19 protein-coding genes are annotated in these 21,261 nt (G+C 28.5%); 4 read left to right on the plus strand and 15 right to left on the minus strand.

All coding sequences use genetic code 11. The features are described 5' to 3' along the window. The first annotated feature begins 59 nt into the window (after positions 1 to 59). Positions 60 to 1,934: an invasion protein CiaB gene (gene ciaB / locus CRV03_RS04040; RefSeq protein ID WP_258238997.1), complete on the plus strand. Its 1,875-nt coding sequence runs from the start codon at positions 60 to 62 to the stop codon at positions 1,932 to 1,934. A gap of 91 nt (positions 1,935 to 2,025) precedes the next feature. Next, positions 2,026 to 2,463, plus strand: coding sequence for a globin (locus CRV03_RS04045; protein ID WP_129083864.1), 438 nt, complete (start codon positions 2,026 to 2,028; stop codon positions 2,461 to 2,463). 4 nt (positions 2,464 to 2,467) lie between these two features. Here CRV03_RS04045 and CRV03_RS04050 read toward each other — a convergent pair whose 3' ends face one another. The 6 genes from CRV03_RS04050 to CRV03_RS04075 form a co-directional block, all read right to left on the minus strand. Further along, positions 2,468 to 3,235 (minus strand): GGDEF domain-containing protein, encoded by a 768-nt coding sequence (locus tag CRV03_RS04050; RefSeq protein WP_129083865.1) that lies wholly within the window; start codon positions 3,233 to 3,235, stop codon positions 2,468 to 2,470. 75 nt (positions 3,236 to 3,310) lie between these two features. Beyond that, positions 3,311 to 3,520, minus strand: coding sequence for a hypothetical protein (locus CRV03_RS04055; RefSeq protein ID WP_129083866.1), 210 nt, complete (start codon positions 3,518 to 3,520; stop codon positions 3,311 to 3,313). Positions 3,521 to 3,605: 85 nt separating this feature from the next. Continuing rightward, positions 3,606 to 6,806: an NAD-glutamate dehydrogenase domain-containing protein gene (locus CRV03_RS04060; protein ID WP_129083867.1), complete on the minus strand. Its 3,201-nt coding sequence runs from the start codon at positions 6,804 to 6,806 to the stop codon at positions 3,606 to 3,608. A gap of 72 nt (positions 6,807 to 6,878) precedes the next feature. Further along, positions 6,879 to 7,349 carry a Cys-tRNA(Pro) deacylase gene (gene ybaK, locus CRV03_RS04065; RefSeq protein WP_129083868.1) on the minus strand — a complete coding sequence of 157 codons (471 nt, stop codon included), beginning with the start codon at positions 7,347 to 7,349 and terminating at the stop codon, positions 6,879 to 6,881. Positions 7,350 to 7,368: 19 nt separating this feature from the next. After that, positions 7,369 to 9,714 (minus strand): diguanylate cyclase, encoded by a 2,346-nt coding sequence (locus CRV03_RS04070; protein ID WP_129083869.1) that lies wholly within the window; start codon positions 9,712 to 9,714, stop codon positions 7,369 to 7,371. A gap of 103 nt (positions 9,715 to 9,817) precedes the next feature. Further along, positions 9,818 to 10,894: a DNA alkylation repair protein gene (locus CRV03_RS04075; protein WP_129083870.1), complete on the minus strand. Its 1,077-nt coding sequence runs from the start codon at positions 10,892 to 10,894 to the stop codon at positions 9,818 to 9,820. A 92-nt stretch (positions 10,895 to 10,986) separates the two neighbouring features. Here CRV03_RS04075 and CRV03_RS04080 point away from each other — a divergent pair, with 92 nt between their 5' ends. After that, positions 10,987 to 11,736 carry a TIGR00266 family protein gene (locus CRV03_RS04080; protein WP_129083871.1) on the plus strand — a complete coding sequence of 250 codons (750 nt, stop codon included), beginning with the start codon at positions 10,987 to 10,989 and terminating at the stop codon, positions 11,734 to 11,736. A gap of 14 nt (positions 11,737 to 11,750) precedes the next feature. On the opposite strand, the gene CRV03_RS04085 is transcribed toward CRV03_RS04080, so the two are convergent. The 7 genes from CRV03_RS04085 to CRV03_RS04115 all read right to left on the minus strand — a co-directional run bounded on the left by CRV03_RS04085 (position 11,751) and on the right by CRV03_RS04115 (position 19,507). Next, positions 11,751 to 13,097, minus strand: coding sequence for an FRG domain-containing protein (locus CRV03_RS04085; protein ID WP_258238998.1), 1,347 nt, complete (start codon positions 13,095 to 13,097; stop codon positions 11,751 to 11,753). Between the two features lie 140 nt (positions 13,098 to 13,237). After that, on the minus strand, positions 13,238 to 14,158 hold the full coding sequence (locus CRV03_RS04090) for a manganese-dependent inorganic pyrophosphatase (RefSeq protein WP_129083872.1): 921 nt from the start codon (positions 14,156 to 14,158) through the stop codon (positions 13,238 to 13,240). Between the two features lie 60 nt (positions 14,159 to 14,218). Continuing rightward, a complete protein-coding gene (locus CRV03_RS04095) occupies positions 14,219 to 14,713 on the minus strand; it encodes an asparaginase domain-containing protein (RefSeq protein WP_129083873.1) in 495 nt (164 codons plus the stop codon). Between the two features lie 11 nt (positions 14,714 to 14,724). Then, positions 14,725 to 16,131 carry an aspartate ammonia-lyase gene (aspA, locus tag CRV03_RS04100; protein WP_129083874.1) on the minus strand — a complete coding sequence of 469 codons (1,407 nt, stop codon included), beginning with the start codon at positions 16,129 to 16,131 and terminating at the stop codon, positions 14,725 to 14,727. 74 nt (positions 16,132 to 16,205) lie between these two features. Continuing rightward, the gene (locus tag CRV03_RS04105; RefSeq protein WP_129083875.1) at positions 16,206 to 16,889 is read right to left on the minus strand and encodes a response regulator transcription factor; all 684 of its coding nucleotides are present in this window, start codon (positions 16,887 to 16,889) and stop codon (positions 16,206 to 16,208) included. A 3-nt stretch (positions 16,890 to 16,892) separates the two neighbouring features. Further along, positions 16,893 to 18,017 (minus strand): sensor histidine kinase, encoded by a 1,125-nt coding sequence (locus CRV03_RS04110; RefSeq protein ID WP_129083876.1) that lies wholly within the window; start codon positions 18,015 to 18,017, stop codon positions 16,893 to 16,895. Between the two features lie 47 nt (positions 18,018 to 18,064). Next, positions 18,065 to 19,507: a sodium:alanine symporter family protein gene (locus CRV03_RS04115; RefSeq protein WP_129083877.1), complete on the minus strand. Its 1,443-nt coding sequence runs from the start codon at positions 19,505 to 19,507 to the stop codon at positions 18,065 to 18,067. Between the two features lie 153 nt (positions 19,508 to 19,660). On the opposite strand from CRV03_RS04115, the gene CRV03_RS14220 reads away from it, so the two are divergent. Beyond that, on the plus strand, positions 19,661 to 19,783 hold the full coding sequence (locus CRV03_RS14220; protein WP_258238999.1) for a hypothetical protein: 123 nt from the start codon (positions 19,661 to 19,663) through the stop codon (positions 19,781 to 19,783). A gap of 16 nt (positions 19,784 to 19,799) precedes the next feature. Here the strand turns inward: CRV03_RS14220 and CRV03_RS04120 are convergent, their stop codons facing one another. Next, positions 19,800 to 20,006 carry a 2-hydroxymuconate tautomerase family protein gene (locus CRV03_RS04120; RefSeq protein WP_129083878.1) on the minus strand — a complete coding sequence of 69 codons (207 nt, stop codon included), beginning with the start codon at positions 20,004 to 20,006 and terminating at the stop codon, positions 19,800 to 19,802. 20 nt (positions 20,007 to 20,026) lie between these two features. After that, positions 20,027 to 21,217 carry a YbfB/YjiJ family MFS transporter gene (locus CRV03_RS04125; RefSeq protein WP_129083879.1) on the minus strand — a complete coding sequence of 397 codons (1,191 nt, stop codon included), beginning with the start codon at positions 21,215 to 21,217 and terminating at the stop codon, positions 20,027 to 20,029. Positions 21,218 to 21,261 lie beyond the last annotated feature (44 nt).

Consider the following 21,261-nt stretch of genomic DNA (forward strand, 5'->3'; position numbering starts at 1 on the left):
TTACTTCTTCTAAAAGCATTTTTAGATAAAATCTTTCAAACTACAAAAAAGGTTTTATAATGAATGAAAAATTTTTAAATGATTTAGTAGAAGTTTACGAATATTTAGATTTACAAAAAAACAATACAAACAAACTAATAACTTACCTAGAAAATGAAGAGTATGAAAAACTAACTATTATTGATGAATTTGCAAAAACTTTAGGTTTAGAACTTGATTCAAATCTTAGACTTGCACTTGTTACAAGATTAGTTAACTTAAGAGATGACTCTTTAGTTCAAGTTCTTAAAAAACTTGGAAAAAATGAAGAAGAAGTTATAAACTTACAAGAGAAAGCATACTGCTTTGTAAGAGATTTCTGGCATGAAAAACATAAAAACACAGTTGAATATATCAAGCACAACAACTTATTAACTCCTTTTTATCAAGCTATATTTGAAGGTGTTTACAATGTTGGTCTTAAAATGTCTTCATGGCAAAGTTCTTGGACAGCACATATTATAAATGGTGTAAATAAAGAGCTTTTAAATATGTTTGATGGTGATGAAACAAAAGTTTTTGAATACCTTAAAAAACACAAACTATTTGATTTAGGTCATAACAATATTGAAGCAGATAGATCATATTCTGCTTTAGTAAAACAAAAAGATGAATACAAATCAAAAGCATATATTGAAAGCTTCAAAGAGCAAACAACTGCTGTAGTTGATGCCTTAGAAGATTTTGAAGAAGTACTTATTGAACTAGAAGATGAAATCTATAATCAAAAATGGGATTATATTTTATATATTCAAGCACTTATCAAAGCTTTCTCTGAAAATAAAACTCACTTGCTAGTTGAAAGATGGGCAGATGTAGATAGAGCTTGGATGAAGATAAAATCTCCTGTTCAAATAGGACATCCACTAGAGTATTATGAAGACCACTTTAGAAAAGCAGTTGCCTTAGAGTGGGATATTAGACTTACAAACCCACACTTTGCACAAAATGACCACAGAGTAAATAAAATCAAATCAGCCTTTGCAAAAATCTTTGATAATGTAGAACAAAGTGATGAATACAAAGCTATTTATGATTTCTCATTAAAATCTCTTGACAAAGTTCAATTATACGTTGGACGACCTGCACTATTTTTTGGAGCTGAGTTTAATGGATTATTTTCTGCACAAGTTGTACCAAATGATGAAATAGTTTCAAAAGAAGAAGGTAAAAAGATATTTGCATTCTCTGATGAGATTTTACAAATAAGCCGTGCGAAACCATTTTTAAAATTAAGCCAAGAGATTTTTGGTCAAGAGTTACTTACACTTGATAGAGAGTTCTTATTCAATGAAACTGATAAATGGCATCAAGTGTATGACATAAGTACTATTGGACATGAATATGGACATATTTTATGGTGTGATGATGAAACAGAAACTCTTATGAATGAAACTGGAAACTTTAAAAACATAGAAGAGTTTAAAGCTACAACTGGTGGACTTATTTCATTCTTTTTAGATAGTGAAGATGATGAAAAAGAGTTAGAAGAGCAAGTTTTAATTGACCTTGTAAAAAGAGCTGTAGGACTTATAGGTTGGATGGAAGTAGATGAAGTACAACCATACTATTGTGAAGGTCTGATTCACTTAAGTGGATTATTTACAGTTGGTATCTTAGACTTTGAAGAAAACAAACTAAATATTGATTTAAATGAGTCAAAAATTGAAGAGTTAAAACAGTGGTATGTAAAAACATACACAGACTTAGCAAAACACTATTTAGATAAAAAAGATGCAACGTTATTTTTAGAAAACTTTGCTAAAAAAGAGTCTAAATACTTTATGCCAAATGATTCAAAAATTAAAGCCTTTGTAGAGTTTTATTTCAATAGATACAAAGAAATAGGACAAGAACTAGATAAAGAGGATAAAAAATCTAATTATATTAAATAGGGTTGAAAGACCTTATTTAATTTAAAAACTTTCTAAAACTTATAAATAAAATGTTGTATATTTTTCCAAATTTTTAAATAGGAATATAATAATGCAATATAATGTAACTCCTGCACAAATAGGAACAAGACCTCAAGTAGCTTTACCAAATCCAAAAATCTTAGAAGCTTTAGGTGAAGAAGGCATGAGAAAAATGGTTTCTGACCACTATGATTTATTAAGACAAAGTAATATCAGAGGATTATTCCCTCCTACAGATGAAGGTTTTGAGATGGCTAAAAAGCACTCTGCTGATTTCTTCATTCAAATTTGTGGAGGTCCTAGATATTTTGATATGAGTAGAGGTGCACCAAGAATGGTTGCAAGACACATGCCGTTTGCTATTACTCAAGAAGCTAGAAGAATTTGGTTAGAGTCTTATATTATGGTTTTAAATGGGCTTAATTTAGATGAAGAACTTAAACAATCTTTTTGGAACTATATTGACATCTTCTCAATTTGGATGATGAACACACACGACGAAGAGTAGTAACTTATACTACTCTGTTTCTCCCAGACTTTTTAGCTTGAGATAGAGCATGTCTTGCTTTTAATAACAACTCATCTTTTTGGTCTGGATGAAGAGGCATTAAAGTATTAACCCCTGCACTAATAGTTAAAATATTTGAAGCAATAGAGTTATCATGGGGAATATTTAAACTTCTAACTGACTCTAAACACTTATTTGCGATTAGTTTTGGTTCTTTTGTATTTGGAAGTAAAATATAAAACTCATCATTTTTAAATCTTGCAACTAAATCACTTGGTCTATTACTATGATTTACTAAAATATTTGCAATAAGTTTTAAACACTCATCACCTTCATTTCGTCCATAAATATCATTGAAAGCTTTAAACTCATCAATATTTATAACTATCAAAGATAGACACTGTTTGTCTCTTATTGCTCTTTTAACCTCTTCATTGAATCTTTCCATAAAATATTTTTTGTTTAAACATTGCGTTAAAGGGTCAATATGAGAGTGAATTTTTAACTTTTCATTTTCATTTATAATTTCATTTGTTCGTTCGATAATCTCTTTTTCAATATATTTATTTTTATATATTTTAAAAAAAGTAAAAATAAGTGCTAATGCAATAAAAATAATAGCTAAAGAGACAATCTTTATTCTAAACATCTCTTTTGAAGCAAAGCCATCTGAGCTAAAAAACTCAATATAAGTAGTGATTGAAATATATGATAATAATACTATTGACAGTAAAGTAGAAAACTTACAAAAGTTAAACTTCTTAATATTCATGAATACCCTAAAAGATTTATTAAAATATTATACTCTAATTTCTTTTAACAATATATTCTAGGGCTTCACAAAAATCTATTTTTTACTTACGTCTATTCCTGGTGCTTCTTTAGTCCCAACATAATCATCAGGTACATTATTGTATTTTAAATAAGCGAAGAAAGCACCTACTAATAGACAAAATACAACTACTAGTCTTACTGTATTTCTTTTTTGTTTTGATTCTTTATTATTATAATCGTCAATTTTATCTAAAGATAATTCGTCATCCATATTACTTTTCATGACAACTCCTTTTTTTCTTAATATATATCAAGTTAACTTAAAACTATAGTCATAAGTTAAACTTATGATATAAATTAAGTTAGCTTTATAATAATGATACCATCATTTGGTTAACAGTTACTGCTATTTCTTTAATATCTTTATTCTCTTTTGTCATAAATGTGTCAAGATTATCTCTTACTTTATAAAAAATATCTTTTTCATTATTTATATAACTTGAGAAGGCAATTTCTGGTTCTTCATTTACTCTTTGGAACTCTAATATTTTCTTTGTATAATCAACTACAATAAAGTCTATAAACTGTAAAACTTGATTTCTAAGAACCATATCATTTCTAGTTGTTATTTTAACTTTATTTAATGCAATTATAATATGTAAAATATTGAACTCATGCACTAATAAATAGAACAGTGTAACAACATCTCTAAATGAATGACTAGTTGAAGACTTAATAGTAATTGCAGGAATTGCAAATCTTAAATAATCAATCACTGTAAAGAACTGATTAAATACAATATCACCTTCAATAAAGTTTTCTGGTTTTTGTTGATGAACTTGTTCTAATAAAGAGAATAACTCCTCTTTATGGTCTAAAATATGAGTTGCATCAAGTTGGTTCTTTTTAAGATATTTAACCATCCATTTTGTACTTGCGTATAGAGTGTATTCTAGTTTGCCTATTAACTTGTATTGACACTCTACATCCATAATATAATCTTGTGAATATAGTTTTTCTCTAATATCCCTTGCTCCAAATAGCTGTTTTGCTATTAAATATGATTTGATTTTTAATAAGAATCTTTCGTGTCCTAATTTTAAGTAATCACTTACGAAAGTACATCCTTGTGAATTTAAAATCACATCTGCTATTTTAGTAGCAATAATCTCTCTTTTTAGAGGATGAGTTAACACTTCATGCTCATATGCACCCACAAATGATTTAGGAAAATATCTATATAGATATCTTAATGCAAACTGTTCATCAATAAGTGTTGACTCTAATAATATTTTCTTAACAAAGATTTTTGAGTATGAAAATAGTGAACAAATAACTGGTCTTACAATAGAACCATCGATATCAACTACTTCATGGATATTTTCACGTTTTGGAATAAAGAAAGACCTTCTATCAAAGGCTTCTACATTTTGCTCTAATACTTCAATAACTTTTAGAAAGTCATTTTGATATCTTCTTGAGAATCTTTCATCAATAGAAATTGCTAAAGCTTGATTATATGTACTTTGTAATACTAAATTTACAACTTGCTCAGTCATAGAGTTTAAAGTACTTTGTGTCTCTTCTTTACAGATATTATCTGTTACACTAATTGTATTTAGAAGGATTTTTAAGTTTACTTCGTGGTCTGAAGTATCAACTCCACCTGCATTGTCAATACCATCAATATTTATTCTTCCACCAGCTAGAGCATACTCTATTCTAGCTTTTTGTGTAAACCCTAAGTTTCCACCTTCTGAAACAATCTTAGCTCTAATCTCAGAAGCATCAACTCTTACTGCTTCATTTTGTTTATCACCAATATCAATAGAGTTTTCATCACTTGCTTTAACATAAGTTCCAACTCCACCATTAAATAGTAAATCTGCTTCCATTGTAAGTAACATTCTACAAAGCTCTTCACCACTTACTACTTTTTTATTAGTTCCCACTAGCTTTTTAATCTCAGCACTTAACTCTATTTCTTTATCATGTCGATTAAAGATTCCACCACCTGAAGAGATTAGTTTAGTGTTATAGTTTTTCCAACCTCCACTTTTAGACTCAAATAGTCTTTTTCTCTCTTTATATGCAACTGCCATATCAGGATTAGGGTCAATAAATATATCTTTATGAGATATTGCTGCTAGAAGTTTGAATTTGTCTGACTCTATTAAACCATTTCCAAAAACATCTCCACTCATAGAACCAATACCTACAACAGATACCTCATCTTTGTAAATATCAATTCCTTTTTCAATGAAGAATCTTTTTGTTGACATAATAGCACCACGAGCTGTAATACCTAAATCTTTATGTCCATATCCATTACTTCCACCACTAGCAAAAGCATCGCCTAACCAATATCCTCTTTCAATAGCTATTTCATTTGCCACATCACTCATTGCAGCTGTTCCTTTATCTGCAGCAACTACAAAGTATGGGTCTTCACCATCATAATTTATAATATTAGGATTAATAACTACTTTTCCATCAACCATATTATCTACTAAATCAAGGTTTGAGTTAATATACATTGAATAAATTTCTTTAAAATACTCTTTTGTAACTTCACTTGTATCTTTGTTAATTACAAATCCACCTTTAGAACCATCAGGAATAATAATAGAGTTTTTACCCTCTTGAGTAATCATTAATGATTTTACTTCTTGTCTATAGTCTTCATGTCTATCAGACCATCTTAAACCACCTCTTGAAATCTTACTCATTCTTAAATGAACTCCATAGAAGTCTGGGTGGTAAACAAAGTTTTCAAAGTTTGGTTGTAAACCTTTTAAGTTTTCACCAAAACTTTTAGCATCTATTTTAAAAGAGATAGTCTCTTTATTTAAATAGAAGTTTGTTCTTAATAGTGATTGTAAGAAAGAGAATGTAAGTTTTAAAATTCTATCATCAGTTATTTGAGGAATCTGTTTAATATCCTCTGTTATAATCTCTTCTAGCTTTGCTAACTTATCTTCTCTTTTTGCAACCTTCGGGTCAAACTTTGTACAAAAGTAGCTTACAAAGTGATCTGTGATTTTATGATGAGTAGTTAGTGTATGTAAGACAGTAGCTGAGTTTATAGTTAAAACTGCTTGGTCTATGTACTCAATAAATGCTCTTACTAACATAATATTTCGTAGGTTAAAGTTTTCATTAAAAACAAGAGAGAAAACCTTTGAATGAACCATTGAACTATCTTTTAAACAAGTAGTTATTATAGCTTCTAAATTATCTTTAGAGTTTTTGATTTTCTTCTCTTCTGTTTTATCTTTTATCTTTAGATTAAAACGTGAAACAAAAACCATATCTTTGCTATTATTAATATTATATGTAACCTCATCAACAATTACAAAACCTATATCATGTAATATAGGTGTTATCTCTGATAAGAATATTTGCTTTTTAGAATATATCTTAATACTACTTGAACCCTTAACATCCTCTATTTGGGTTACAACGGCTGTTTTCATAACTTTTTCAAAAAGTTCATTTGAGATTTTTAAGTCATCTGGTGTTAGAAGTTGAGAACATATTGCATTCATATCTGAAGAAGTAGTAGCCATAAAATATCCTTTTTTTTGTTATTATCTATAATACTACTCTTTAAAAATTAAGATTTTGTTAAAAAAGTATAATTATTTGATACAGATATCCATAATTTTAAGTTTTAGTAACTTTTCAATATCTTTTACTTTTACCTCTATATCTATACCTCTTTTTCCTCCACTTACATATATCTTTTCAAAGTTTAATGCACTTTCATCTAATACTGTTCTTAATCTCTTTTTTTGACCAAAAGGAGAAATACCACCTAATAAATATCCAGTTACTTTTTGAGCTTCATCTTTATTTGCCATAATTGCATTTTTTGCACCCAAAGCCTTAGCTATACTTTTTAAAGACATTTTAGAACTAACAGGAATAATACCAACAGCTAACTCTTTGGGATTTAGTTCCACAAGAAGAGTTTTAAATACTTGGTTTGCATCTAAGTTTAGTTTTTCTACAGCTTCTAAGCCATAGTTTTCACATAAGGGGTCATGGTCATATTTATGTATAGAAAATTCACATTTATTTTTTTTAAGAAAATTAATTGCAGGAGTCATATAGTCTCTTTTTGATGAACTATATCAAAAATACGCTTTTATTTCTACCTTGATTTTTTGCTTCATATAAAGCTTTATCTGCTCTATTTAAAATAGTCTCTTCTGTATCTGTATGCCTAAATGTAGTGACTCCAAAACTTGCCGTTTTTTTACCAATATAAGGAAAAATTTCTTTTTCTATTGATTCTCTTATATATTCAGCTTTTGCCTGAACACCTTTTTCATCAGTATAAGGACAAATTATTAGGAACTCTTCTCCACCCCATCTTCCTAGAACATCCATTCTTCTTAAGTCTCTTCCTAAAACCTTGGCAAACTCAATTAATACCTTATCTCCAACTTGATGACCATATTCATCATTTACTTCTTTAAAATGGTCAATATCAATTAAAATAAGAGAAAACTTGTATCCTGTTCTACTACTTCTGTAAATCTCTTTTTCTAACTCCGTATCTAATTTTTGTCTATTATAGATATTTGTTAGCTTATCTGTAATATATAGTTTTTCTAGTTTCTCATTTTTTTCTTCTAAAAGTTTTTCGGTAAGTTTTAACTCATATAATAGTTTTTCTGTCTGTTCTTTTTGTAGTCTTAACTTTCTATTCCAATATACAAAGAAGACTATAATAAATACAAAAAAGAAGATTGTATATATAACTAAAGCATAATCTTTTCTACTCTCATAGGAAATCGCTACATATTTATTGTAAATATAGTCTCTGGTTTCTGGCGCTATTTGTGATAATAAACTAGAAAAAATCATACTTAACTCAGGTTCATCATTTCTAAACCCCATACTTAAGACTAGTTTTTCATCAAACTTTGCAGCTATTTTTAATTGTCCTAAATAAGACTCTTGAAACTTATATGCAGCTATTGGTAAAGCCCCAACAAAACCAAACAACTCTCCATTTATCACTTTTAATAAACCATCATCAACACTTTTTACACTCACAAAATCTAAAAAAGGATATTTTCTTTTTAAAGTCTTCTCAAAACTGTAGTCTTTTACAATCCCTATTTTTCTTCCTTCTAAATTACTAATATTATCAATAAAGGGAATATCAGGTTTTGTTGCTAATACTAAAGGTGTTGAAATAACAGGAGCAGAAAAGTTTAAATACTCTTCTCTATCTTTGGTTTTCATTCCTAAAGATAAAATATCACATCTTCTTGTTCTTAGATAATCCAAAGTTTGAGTCCAGCTTTCTGTTTTAACTAAAGTAATAGGAAAACCAAGCTCTTTTCTAAATATATCAAAGTACTCGCTACTTAAACCTATATGTCTTCCTTTTTTATCAATCTCTTCAAAAGGCATCCAATTCGGGTCGATACATAAAGTTAACTCTTTTTTCTTTTCTAAATATTTTTTTTGTTTCTTTGTAAGTATTGGATTATTTGTTACTGGTTCTAAAACAAACTCTTTTAACTTATCTATTCTTGATTGTTTTTTTACAATACCCATTTGAACATAAGTATCTGCAATTCTTTTTACTCTACTTAAATTTATACTTCCTAAAGGATATACTGACTTTACTATTAAGCTCTCTATTTGGTTTGCTTCAAAAAGAAGTTCTTCCCTTGATTTATTTTGAGAGTTATATTTCTTTAAAATAATATCAACAAGCTCTTCTTTATTTTCTAAAGCATATCTCCAGCCTTTTATAGTGGCTTGTTTAAAAGCTTTTACTCTATTTGGATATTTTAAATATTGAGCCTTTGAAGTAAATAAGTTATTTGTATAAAATTCTGCACCATAATTTTCTGGATTTATAATATTATATTTGGCACCTGCTTTATTTAGTTTATATACTTGATTAGTAAGAAAAATAGAAGTTACATCAACTCTCTTTTCTATAAAATCATTTATACTAAAAGTTTGAGGAACATCTATAAAATCATCTTTTGAAATACCAAACTGCTTTAGCATTAGATGAAAAGCTGTATTTCTTAAAGCATCACTTCCACCCATGAACCTTTTTCCACGAATATTACTTGGAAGCCTAATTCCTTCTTGACTAACTAAAACTAAAGGTGAATGCTTTAAAAAGTTTGCAATAAATACTAAATCATCACCATTTAAATACCTCTCAATAATACTTGAATAAGAGATAGCAAAATTAATTTTACCAGCTAATACATCATCAATAACAGAATCTTTTCTAAGGTAATTCATCTCTTTTATAATTACATCAAGGCCTATATTGTCATAATAACCTTTCTCTTTTGCAGCATAATACCCTGCATATTCAAACTGATGTAACCATGAAAGTTGAAGTGTAACTTGTGTTTTTTTAGCCATTAAATAAGTATATGGTAATAAAAGAATAAGAAAGAAAAAAAAGGTTTTGAATAGAGTCTTCATAATATTACCTTTCTGTTACAACCTATACTAACTTATAACAAATAAAACTATTATTAGAAAAATAAAATAGTTACATTTAAATTACATTATTTCAGTTAAGCACTTACTTTAAGACAAAATCATGTTCTAATAATATCAAAGAATTAACTAAAATAGAAATTTTGTGTTTCCCTTTATAGTGTTTCCTTGTAGTCATATTTTTAAAACTTTGCTTTTTAAAGAAACTCTTTTTTAATGTTTTTATCTCATTTTGGTTTATTATAAATATCTTATTAGAATACAAACCATTTGCTTTCAAATAAGAGATACAGTACTCTACTCTTAGTTTACCTAAAGGCTCATTTTCACTTATTAAGTCAAAAGAAAAAAGTAACTCTTCTCCTAGAAGAAGACTATCTTTACAAAGAAAATTATTGATTTTTACATGTTTACTTTTTTCATAACCAAATAAAACAAGTATCTCTTTATCTGCTTTTTTAAGTAAGGTTCTAGCTGCATGTTTACAAATCCAATCTAACTCTTTTGTTTTTCCAAGATTTGATTTTATAAACTCAATTACAAATTTTGGATTATCCTTTGAGATATCATTTAGATTGTTTGCAACACTTTTTTGGACATACTTTGATTTATCGTTTTTTAGAAGCTCAATTATCTCTAATACTTTTTTAGGATTCTTTTTAAAATTTGGCAAAGCAACTGCCCAAGGAAGTCTTGGTCTACACCCTTCACTTGCAAGTCTTCTTAAGTGTTCATTTTCAGATTTTGCCCAAAGTTTTAATTGAGACATTGTTTTATTTTCTTCTTTTAAAATAAATTGCCTAATTGCAAACTCAGAAGAAGATTCAAGGGTAAAAATTTCTAAAGCTTGTATAGAGTTCTCATAATCGTCTAAACCATAAACCTCTACAAAATCTTGAAAAAACATCGCTTCAAAAGAGTAAAAGTATTTAGACACAAGCTTTAAAACCTCTAACTGCTTTTTATACTCTAGTTTTATATTATTGTTTAAAACTATTGCTATATGTCTCATTCTTTGTTTTAACTCTAAACTTTCCCATGAGGAATCAAAGATTTCTTTGCAGAATTTTTCTTCATCAAAAGAAGAATAATACTCTTTTATTTTGTTTGCTAAGTTTCCTATATACTCTTTTGTATAGACATTTTTTAGTTGTTCTGCCATCTTTTCACTTTTTTATTTTATTATATATAAATATTATATTGACCATAATATATATTGCAAAATGTAATTTAGCTTTAATAAAAAGGAAAAAGATGACTTCACATGAAATTGATTATGAAATATTAGGTGATTCTATGCAAGTTGTAGAGATAGAACTTGATAAAGATGAGACTGTAATTGCAGAAGCAGGAATGATGTCTTGGATGGATGCAAATATAAAATTTGAAACTAAAGCAGGTGATGGAAGTAGTCTAAATGAAGGCTTCTTTGGAAAAGTATGGGGAATGGGGAAAAGACTTCTTACAAGAGAGTCTTTATTTATGACTCACTTTACAAATACTGTTGATAAAAAACAAAAAGTTGCTTTTGCTTCTCCTTTCCCTGGAAAAATCATGGCTGTTGATTTAAAACAAACTGGAAAACTGATTTGTCAAAAAGACTCTTTTTTATGTGCTGCAAGAGGAACAAAACTTGATTTAGAGTTTAACAAAAGACTTACTACTGGGTTCTTTGGTGGAGAAGGTTTTATTTTACAATCACTTACTGGAGATGGTAAAGCCTTTATTCATGCAGGAGGAACAGTTGTAAAAAAAGAGCTAAATGGTGAAAAACTAATAGTTGATACAGGAAGTTTAGTTGCATTTACTGAAGGTTTAGATTATAGAGTTGAAGTTAGTTCAGGTATCAAATCAATGTTATTTGGTGGAGAAGGAATCTTCTTAACTACTTTAGAAGGAACAGGAACTGTATATTTACAATCTCTACCATTCTCTAGACTTGCTGATAGAATAATTGCACAAATACCACAAGGTGAAGGGCATTTTGATATAGCAGATAAATAATCCCCAAAAAGGGATTATTTAAATTTAAATTTGTTTGCAACATATTTTGCTGAATTTTCTATATATGGAAAAACTGTACTTTCATTTATATTTAACAAATCTAGCTCTTTAAGTATTTTTTCTTTATCTTCAATTAGTATTCTTGAAATAGAAATATCTTCTATTCCCCCCCCCTCTTGAAATATGGAGTCTAAGCCAAATAATAAAAAAGAACCTGATTGAGAAGAAATTCTATCATTATTCTTTTTCCCTTTTATACATATTATTTTTTTTAAATCATCTGGTTCAATTTTAGGTTCAAAAAAAGACTTTTCTTCTTTTATTAAATGTAACAATCTTTTTATCGAAGATTGTTGATTAAAATCTTCTTTTACTAAAGTAAAATCTATTCTATCTTTTTCCTGTTTAGGAAGTTTAACCAAATTAGCAATACAACTTACAGTATCAGAATCAGAGTATTTAATAAAATCTTTTTTTATATTAAAAATTACAATTTCTCCTTTTTTATCAATATTTGATTTACAAGCAAAATAAAGAGCAATAAGTGGATTTGAAGTAATATCTAATAACCTTGTAGGTAAAGAGTAATGTTGCATTCTCATTAAGATATCTATTGTAGAATTATCTGTCATAAACTCTGATGGATTTGTAGCTATTAACTCTTTATATAATTTATCTTCATTTTCTAAATATAAATAATTTCCTTTTATATCTTTTCTAAATAAAGATGGTTCTAATTTATATTTATCTTTATCTGAGTGCCCTCTATAAAAAATTTCTGATTCATCTTTACCATCAAAATCCAAAACCTTATTAATAAAACCTCTTAAACTTGATACTTTACCATCTTCATTTCTTTTATCAGTAAGATACTTATTTTCTTTAATTTGTATTAATTCTTTCAATCTATTATTAATTCTTTCAATTAACTCTTCTTTTTTTTGAATATTAATTATTGAATTATCTACAAGTCTAGTTAATAAATCATCATCTTTAATTGCCCAATGTGTTCTATACTTTTCCCATTTACGAATATCAAGATACTCTGATAATTTTAGTATATCATCAAGAGAAATATTTACATCAAAATCAATTTCAAATTCTATTAAAAGATTAGTACCATTTTCACGTTCTTTTATGTTTTTTAGAAAACCAAGATATACATCATTTTTACTATCGTTCTTTAGCTCATACATAAACAAACAAGGAAAAGATTTTAATTCACTAATATTTTTATCAGTAAGGTTTTTGAACTTTTTTAATATTTTTTCATCAGTATACTCAAGAAATCTACTTCTAGGATAAATATATTCTCTATTTTTCCATACTTCTCTTTGTCCTGTTACAAGAAGATTAAACATTTATATTCCTAAATATTTTTAATTATATATTAACATATTATTTTTCTATATATCTTAGTTCTAAAAAGTTTAGTTTTGGAGATTTGAAAATTTGTGTTTTCATTGAAGATAAGAAGAACTAAAAAGTTCTTCTTTTATAATTATGCGAATGCAGGTTCTAAGAAAGGAATAATTTGTTTTTTTCTTGAAAGACAACCGTCTAACCAAACTTTTCCATTTTCTAGTTTTACATCAAATGCTTTTTCAAATACTGCTGTATCAGTTGAAGAAACAAGTACTTCTGAACCTTCTTTCATGATATCAGTTAAGATTAAACATGCAGTATGTAAGTTATTTTCTTCTCTTAATTTGTCTAAATCAGCTTGTAATTCATCTTTGATTGAATCAAAAATTGCTAAATCAATAACTTCTAATTGACCAATACCAACTGCATTTCCATGCATATCAAATGGTTTATAGTCTCTTAAAATTAAATCTCTAACAGGAACACCTTCAACTGCTGATTTTACTTTGAACATTTCCATACCTAAAGCACCAAAATCTTCAACTCCAGCAATCTCTGCAAGTTCTCTTACTACTTCAATATCAATTGGAGTACAAGTTGGTGATTTGAAAATAACTGTATCAGAAAGAATTGCACAAAGCATTACACCAGCGATATTTGCAGGAATTTCAACTTTGTGATAATCATACATCTCTTTTACAATTGTATTTGTACAACCAACAGGTCTAATCCAACATTCAAGTGGAGTTGAAGTTGTTAAGTCACCTAATTTGTGGTGGTCAACAATACCAACAATAGTTGCCTCATCAATATCAGCAGGAGCTTGTCCTCTATCAGAATAATCAGTGATGAAAATCTCTTCACCAGCAAACTCAGTTTTAAGCTCAGGTGCTTCAAAACCGAATCTGTCTAAAATAAATTGAGACTCAGGAGAAACTGGTCCTTGTCTAGCAGGAGTTGCGTCTCTTCCAATTTTATTTAATAAATAAGCTAACGAAATCGCTGAACAAATAGAATCTGAATCAGGAGTCGTATGTCCACATGTATAAATTGCCATAAAAATATCCTATTTTAATTTTTGGCTGATTTTATCTAAAGTTTAGTAAAAAAACTATTATTATTCTTGAATTAAAAATTGTCCTAATTCTCTATTTTTTACTAATTTTGAACAATCTACTACAACTCCATGCATAGCAATATATGTTCCATTCTCAACATCTGCACTTAAAAAACCAAGTGCTTGAGAGAAGTTCATTGTAGCTTCAACCTCATCAATACTCATAGGAACCATAGCACCAGTGAATACTATTTTTTTATTGATTTTTCTTTGTTTTATTAGTTCAGAAGTTAAGTGAACAGTATCTGTTCCATGAACAATAATCACTTTGTCATTTTCACTTGATTTAATAGCTTCACAAATTTTTTCTCTATCTGAATCTATCATATCAAGGCTATCTTTTGAAACTATATTTTTAATCTCAAACTCTACATTATGACAAGAAGCGATTATCTTATCTAAAGCAATATTATCCGAAGGGACTTCAAGTTGTCCCTTTATTGGATTATATCTTTTGTTAAATGTTCCACCTGTATTTATTACAGTTACTTTCATTTATATTTCCTTTAAATATCGTCGTAGTTATTTACCATGTTTTTTGGATGTAGAAGCTCATCTAACTCTTCTTTTGTAAATAGCTCTTGCTCTAAAATAATATCATATACTCTTTTGTTTGTTGCAAGTGCTTCTTTTGCTAAAGCTGAACTCTTTTCATATCCTAAAATTGGGTTTAGACAAGTTACAAGAGTAACTGAGTTTAAGATATTGTTCATACAAATCTCTTCATTTGCAGTAATACCTTTCACACATTTTTCAGCTAAAGTATAAAAAGATCTTCTCATCATATTAATAGAAGTAAATAGTTTATATGCAACTAAAGGTTCAAATACATTTAACTGTAGTTGTCCACCTTCACAAGCTAAAGCGATAGTTGTATCAGCTCCAATTACTTCATAAGCAACTTGATTTACAACTTCTGGAATTACAGGATTTACTTTTCCTGGCATAATAGAACTTCCTGGTTGCATTTTAGGTAAGTTTATTTCATTTAGCCCAGCTCTAGGTCCTGAACTTAGAAGTCTTAAGTCATTACATATTTTAGAGATTTTAATTGCAACTCTTTTTAAAATACCAGAGATATGAACAAAATCACCAGTATCTTGTGTAGCTTCAATTAAGTTACTTGCACTCTCATAATCAATACCAGTTACATCTCTAAGATTATTGATTACTTTTTTTCTATATGCTTTTTTAGTATTAATTCCTGTACCAATAGCTGTTGCACCAAGGTTTACCTCTTTTAATAGAGTTTGACAATCTCTTAATCTAAAAATATCATCATCAATCATTACAGCATAAGTTTTAAACTCTTGACCTAAAGTCATAGGAACAGCATCTTGAAGTTGAGTTCTTCCCATTTTAAGTACGTCTTTAAACTCTACTGCTTTTTCATTGAATGAATCTCTTAAATATCTAAGAGAATCTTTTAACTTATAGATTAACTCATAAAGAGTGATTTTAATAGCTGTTGGATAAACATCATTTGTAGATTGAGACATATTCACATGATTGTTTGGATGAACAATATCATATGTACTTCTTGATTTTTTTAATATCTCTAAAGCTCTATTTGCAATTACTTCATTTGCATTCATATTTGTAGAAGTTCCTGCTCCACCTTGAATTGGGTCTACAATAAATTGGTCATGGAACTTACCATCAATTATCTCATTACAAGCTTGAATGATTGCATCCCTTTGCATATCATTTAAATCACCTAATTCATAGTTAGTTAAAGCACAAGCTTTTTTAACTTTTGCAAGTGATTTAATAAAAGTAGGAAATAGTGATAAACTTGTGTGTGTGATGTCAAAGTTTTCACTAGCTCTTAATGTTTGAATACCGTAGTAAGCGTCCTTAGGAATCTTTTTTTCACCTAAAAAATCTGTTTCAATTCTGAAATTCTCTTCCATTATTTTTTGCCTTTTTCTGTTTTAAAGCACAATCATATAAAAACGAAGTAAGAAAAAAGTGTGCTTTTTAAAAATTAATCAAATTTTGCTAAAGTATACCCTTCTTGGGGAACATTTTTGATTACATTCACTGGTAACTTATGTCTTAAATCCTTGATAAATGACTTTAAAGCATGGCTTGTCATCTCTCTTTCAGCCCATAGCTCATCTTCGATTTGAATATAAGTTAATATGGAATCTTTTTTCTCATATAAAAGTTGTAAAAACTCTTTCTCTCTTTTTCTTAATATTATAGTCTCACCATTATAACTAATCTCACGCTTTTGTAAATCTAAATACATATCTTCACAAAGTTCAATTGGCTCTTGTGATTTACTTACATACTTCATTAAAGCTTCATTTAGCTTTTTAAGATTTAAAGGCTTTAAAATAAAGTGATTAATATTTAAGTTTATTAAATCAAATAAATACTCTTCATTAGAGTAAGCTGTCAACATAAATATTACAGTTGAAGTATCCTCTTTCCTAACTCTTCTTACAAACTCTATTCCATTGCAGTTTTTCATTTGTATATCTGAAAGAATGATTTTAGGCTTATACTCTTGGTATATTTCATAAGCTTCTTCACCATCTCTTGCTTCATAAACCTCATCAAAATAATACTTTAAAGTCTCTACTATAATCTGTCTAATTCCATCTTCATCTTCAACACATAAAATTGGAACACTTTTTAACTCTTCTAATAACTTTTCATCCATGCTTTATCCTGCTAATACTATTTTAAACACTGCGCCTTCTTTATCATTTGAGACACTTAATTCTCCACCCATATTTCTTTCAATAATAAGTTTTGAAATATATAATCCTAATCCAGTACCTTTTGAAGAATCTTTTGTACTAAAATATGGGTCGAAAATCAAATCAAAATGCTCATATTTTATTCCACCTGCATTATCTTTTAATTCTACTATACTTAAGATACCTTTTGTATCAATTGTTATTGTTATTTGTGGATTTTCAACTCTCTTTTCTACTAAGATATCCCTTGCATTCATTAAAAGATTTAAAATCACTTGTGAATACTCTGTTGGATAACCATTTATCTCTTTATCATTCTTAACATCCACTACTAATTTTATATTGCTATCATCTAAAGATGCGTTTATTAGATTAATTGCTTTTTGGCAAGAATCTAAAATAGAAAACTGCTCTTTTTTCTTATCTGGTTTAAAGAAGTTTCTAAAGTCATCAATAGTATTTGACATAAACTCAATCATCTTATCACTTCTTTCAATTGAGTTTAGAATATGTTTATCTGTAACTTTTTTAAATCTAGTTGCAGTTTCAAGCTCCATTAACACACCAGAAAGTTCTGTTAAAGGCTGTCTCCATTGATGGGCAATCATACTTATCATAGAACCCATTCTTGCTAATTTTGATTGTTGTAAAATAGCTTTATCTTTTCGTTTACCCTCTTCAATTCCAATAGCTACTTTACTTGCTAGGTTTTTATTTAGGTTTTGAAGTTTTTTCTCTTCTGTTTCAACTTGCTGTTTATACTTCTTTACAACATCATTTATAATTGAAATCATAAGAAGTGAAAATAAAGCCATAAATATAATAATTGCAATAGTTAAAACCATCATAAAATCAGTAAACTTTTTTTGATAGATTTCATGCTCTTTAGTTTTTTCTTTTATTAATATATCTATAGTTTCTTTTTCTATTTTTGAAGAAGCGTAAAGTTTTTTATATTGTTGAATATTTAGCTCAAAGGTTTCATTTGTCACTTTTAAGTGGTATGAAGTAGCAAAAAAAGCGATAAATAAAATACTTAAAAAAGGAATGGTAACAGTAAAAAAAGGAATCCCTTCTTTATTAAACATCTTAACTCCATAAAACATAAAGAAGTAAGAAAATCTTACTTCTTTATTTAAGCTTTTTGTTTTTTATCATTGATATTATCTACAATCTCTTTCCATGTATTTTTATCAATTTTAAACTCATGATAATCATTATATCTTAAAACAGGTTTTCTTCCCTCTTTTAATTGTCTATCATAACCTTTGATTAGTCTAAGAACTGGTTTATATAAAATTGCAATAACTACTAAGTTGATAACTGCAAGTAATCCCATTGATAAATCAGCAAATGAGAAGATTGAACTTAAATCTTGGAATGAACCCCAAACAATAAGTGCTACACATAAAACTCTAAATCCATTAAATAAAGACCTATTACCTTTTGAGAAGAAGTTTAAACTATTTTCTGCAAGATAGTAGTTGTATAACATAGATGAAAGTCCAAATAAGAATAATGCAACAGTTACAAAATATCCACCAAATGGTCCAATATGTTCAATAAGTGCATTTTGAGTAAGAAGAACACCTTGAACACCTTCTTGTCCAGGAGTATAAACACCCGATAAAAGAATGATAAATGCTGTACAAGAACATAAAATAATAGTATCAATAAATACAGAGAATGACTGAACAATACCTTGTTGAACTGGGTGAGCTACATAAGCTACTGCTGCAACATTTGGAGCAGAACCTAATCCAGCTTCATTTGAGAACATACCTCTTTTTGCACCTTGTAATATAACAGCACCAATACCACCACCAATAGCAGAAGAAGGATTAAATGCTTGTTCTATGATCATAGTAATAAGTGCAGGAATTTTCTCTACATTAAGAGCAATAACAACTATTGCAATAAGTAAATATCCCATTGCCATAACAGGAACAATAACTTCTGAGAATCTAGTAATTCTTTTTACACCACCAAAAATAGCAATTGCAAAAACTAAAGTAACAATTCCACCTGTAATCCAAGTAGGAATATCAAAAGATGCTTCAAAAGAAGTTGAGATAATAAAAGATTGAGTTGCATTAAATGCAAACCCGAAAGTAATCATTAGTAAAACTGAGATAATAACACCAAGCCATCTTTGACCTAATGCTTTTGTTACATAATAAGCTGGTCCACCTCTGTATACACAAGAGTCTTCCCCATCTTTTTCTTTATATAGTTGAGCTAATGAACACTCAAAGAAACTTGTACTCATTCCAATAAGACCAATAATCCACATCCAGAATACTGCACCTGGTCCACCAAGTGTAATAGCAACAGCAACACCAGCAATATTACCACCACCAACACGTCCAGCAACACTTAACATTAAAGCTTGAAAAGAACTAATATGTCCTTCTTTATCGTGAACTGTATCTCTTAATACATTAAACATCTTAAAGAAATATCTAAATTGAACAAATCTTGATGTTATTGTAAAAAATATACCTAAAGCAGGAAGTAAATATATTAGAATATTACCCCAAATCAGGTTATTTAAAAAGTCATTTATTTCAGCTAACATTTTTTCTCCTTTAAATGTGTGAAAATTGTAACATGCCAAAGAGGGGTAAAAGTGTGATTTATGTTATTAAAGTAAATTGTAACTTATATGTTTTTTTAATAATTACTATTTTAAAATACTCTAAACATAAGTAAAAAAGGATAAGGTATGGCAATGACTAATAGCGCATATGCTCAAAAAACATTTCTTGATGAGTTACATACTTTTTTAGATGAGATGTCAGAAAGAGTTATACAGTTTGTATACAAAAACCATAAATACCTAGGATATTTTTAAAATCCTAGATAAAAATTTAGCTATTTTTTCTAATATTTGTGATTGTTTTTCCACCAATTGCATAATTATCAGTAGATACTTCATCAATAGTTACAACACAAGTTTTCTCACCTCTACCAAAAACATCTACAAAGGCTTGAGTAAGTTTTTGAGCTAATTGTTCTTTTTGTTCTTTTGTTGCTCCACCATCTTCATGTGTCATTTTTACATTTATTATTGGCATAATTTTTTTCCTTTATTCTTTTATATTCTACTTTGTTCTTGCGTTGCAAACTTCTTTGCTACAAATAAAAGTACAACTCCTGCTAAAACAATTGCTGCTGTTACATAAAGTGCATTTGAATAGTTTCCATAAATCTCAATTAACTTTACACTATAAAGTGGCGCACCAACTTGCCCTATTCCATAAGCTGTTGTTAAAGCTCCCATCAAAATAACAGGATTACTTCCAGCTAGTTTTCCACCTAAGTTCATAAAAAGTGCTACAAGTCCTACAAATGTTCCACCATATAAAACCCCAGAAAAAAGGTTTAAATAAACATTTGTTGTAAGAGCCGAAATAAGTATCCCAACTACTTGTAAAAGCATAGCTATTATAATAATATTCACACTTCCAAACTTATTTGCTAATGTCATCCAAATAATACAAGATGGAATACCAGCAAGTCCAACTAAAGTCCAAGTAAAACTTCCATAACCATCTAAACCTTCAAGTGAATTAATAATATCAGGTAAAAATGTTCCTTGAACAACAAAACCTACACCTTCTGTAAAGTATGCAATAATAAGTAAAATCACAAAAGGTGAAAATAAAGACTTATCAAACTTGTGTTTTACTACGTTTTGTTTTAACTCTTTATCAAAAGATAAAATATACATAGAATACATTGAAGCTATAAAACCAAAGATAGTTAACACTATCCAAGCATCTCTCCAACTTCCTTCATAAGCAAACACAGCTCTTACAATTAAATCCGTTACAAAAACAGAAAAACCAATACCACTAAAGTGGATTCCCATAGCTTTTGTTTTATTATCCATTTTTAGTTTTGTCATAACAATTGCCGAACCAACAACAAGTGCCATAGCTGCACCAAAACCAGCAACTATCCTTGAAATAGCCCATAAAGTTTCATTTGAACTTATACCTAATACTAAAGTAGTAACTAGACATAAAAATATTCCAAATCTAAAAAACTTTACTTTTGTATTGATATCTTTAATAAAGATTGCAAAAATAGAACCACCCAAATAACCAACAAAGTTAATTGAAGCTAATACTCCTGCAAAAGTAATCGTTAGAAAATCATCTAACATAGGAGGAAGAAGTGAAGTAAATACAAATCTTGCAACTCCAACTCCTACTATTAAAGCAAGTATTCCTGCTAAGATAATTGCTGGATTACTATTTCTATCCAGTAAATTAATATTCATAAGTTTCTTTTCCCTTTTTAAAAACTTTTGTGTATAATATCACT

The sequence above is a fragment of the Arcobacter sp. F155 genome, assembly GCF_004116455.1.
Taxonomy (GTDB): Bacteria; Campylobacterota; Campylobacteria; order Campylobacterales; family Arcobacteraceae; genus Halarcobacter.

Excerpts from the sequence above, each read along its gene's own strand:
- ciaB (WP_258238997.1), top strand. The coding sequence starts at position 60 with ATGAATGAAAAATTTTTAAATGATTTAGTAGAAGTTTACGAATATTTA.
- CRV03_RS04045 (WP_129083864.1), top strand. The coding sequence starts at position 2,026 with ATGCAATATAATGTAACTCCTGCACAAATAGGAACAAGACCTCAAGTA.
- CRV03_RS04050 (WP_129083865.1), bottom strand. The coding sequence starts at position 3,235 with ATGAATATTAAGAAGTTTAACTTTTGTAAGTTTTCTACTTTACTGTCA.
- CRV03_RS04055 (WP_129083866.1), bottom strand. The coding sequence starts at position 3,520 with ATGAAAAGTAATATGGATGACGAATTATCTTTAGATAAAATTGACGAT.
- CRV03_RS04060 (WP_129083867.1), bottom strand. The coding sequence starts at position 6,806 with ATGGCTACTACTTCTTCAGATATGAATGCAATATGTTCTCAACTTCTA.
- ybaK (WP_129083868.1), bottom strand. The coding sequence starts at position 7,349 with ATGACTCCTGCAATTAATTTTCTTAAAAAAAATAAATGTGAATTTTCT.
- CRV03_RS04070 (WP_129083869.1), bottom strand. The coding sequence starts at position 9,714 with ATGAAGACTCTATTCAAAACCTTTTTTTTCTTTCTTATTCTTTTATTA.
- CRV03_RS04075 (WP_129083870.1), bottom strand. The coding sequence starts at position 10,894 with ATGGCAGAACAACTAAAAAATGTCTATACAAAAGAGTATATAGGAAAC.
- CRV03_RS04080 (WP_129083871.1), top strand. The coding sequence starts at position 10,987 with ATGACTTCACATGAAATTGATTATGAAATATTAGGTGATTCTATGCAA.
- CRV03_RS04085 (WP_258238998.1), bottom strand. The coding sequence starts at position 13,097 with ATGTTTAATCTTCTTGTAACAGGACAAAGAGAAGTATGGAAAAATAGA.
- CRV03_RS04090 (WP_129083872.1), bottom strand. The coding sequence starts at position 14,158 with ATGGCAATTTATACATGTGGACATACGACTCCTGATTCAGATTCTATT.
- CRV03_RS04095 (WP_129083873.1), bottom strand. The coding sequence starts at position 14,713 with ATGAAAGTAACTGTAATAAATACAGGTGGAACATTTAACAAAAGATAT.
- aspA (WP_129083874.1), bottom strand. The coding sequence starts at position 16,131 with ATGGAAGAGAATTTCAGAATTGAAACAGATTTTTTAGGTGAAAAAAAG.
- CRV03_RS04105 (WP_129083875.1), bottom strand. The coding sequence starts at position 16,889 with ATGGATGAAAAGTTATTAGAAGAGTTAAAAAGTGTTCCAATTTTATGT.
- CRV03_RS04110 (WP_129083876.1), bottom strand. The coding sequence starts at position 18,017 with ATGTTTAATAAAGAAGGGATTCCTTTTTTTACTGTTACCATTCCTTTT.
- CRV03_RS04115 (WP_129083877.1), bottom strand. The coding sequence starts at position 19,507 with ATGTTAGCTGAAATAAATGACTTTTTAAATAACCTGATTTGGGGTAAT.
- CRV03_RS14220 (WP_258238999.1), top strand. The coding sequence starts at position 19,661 with ATGACTAATAGCGCATATGCTCAAAAAACATTTCTTGATGAGTTACAT.
- CRV03_RS04120 (WP_129083878.1), bottom strand. The coding sequence starts at position 20,006 with ATGCCAATAATAAATGTAAAAATGACACATGAAGATGGTGGAGCAACA.
- CRV03_RS04125 (WP_129083879.1), bottom strand. The coding sequence starts at position 21,217 with ATGAATATTAATTTACTGGATAGAAATAGTAATCCAGCAATTATCTTA.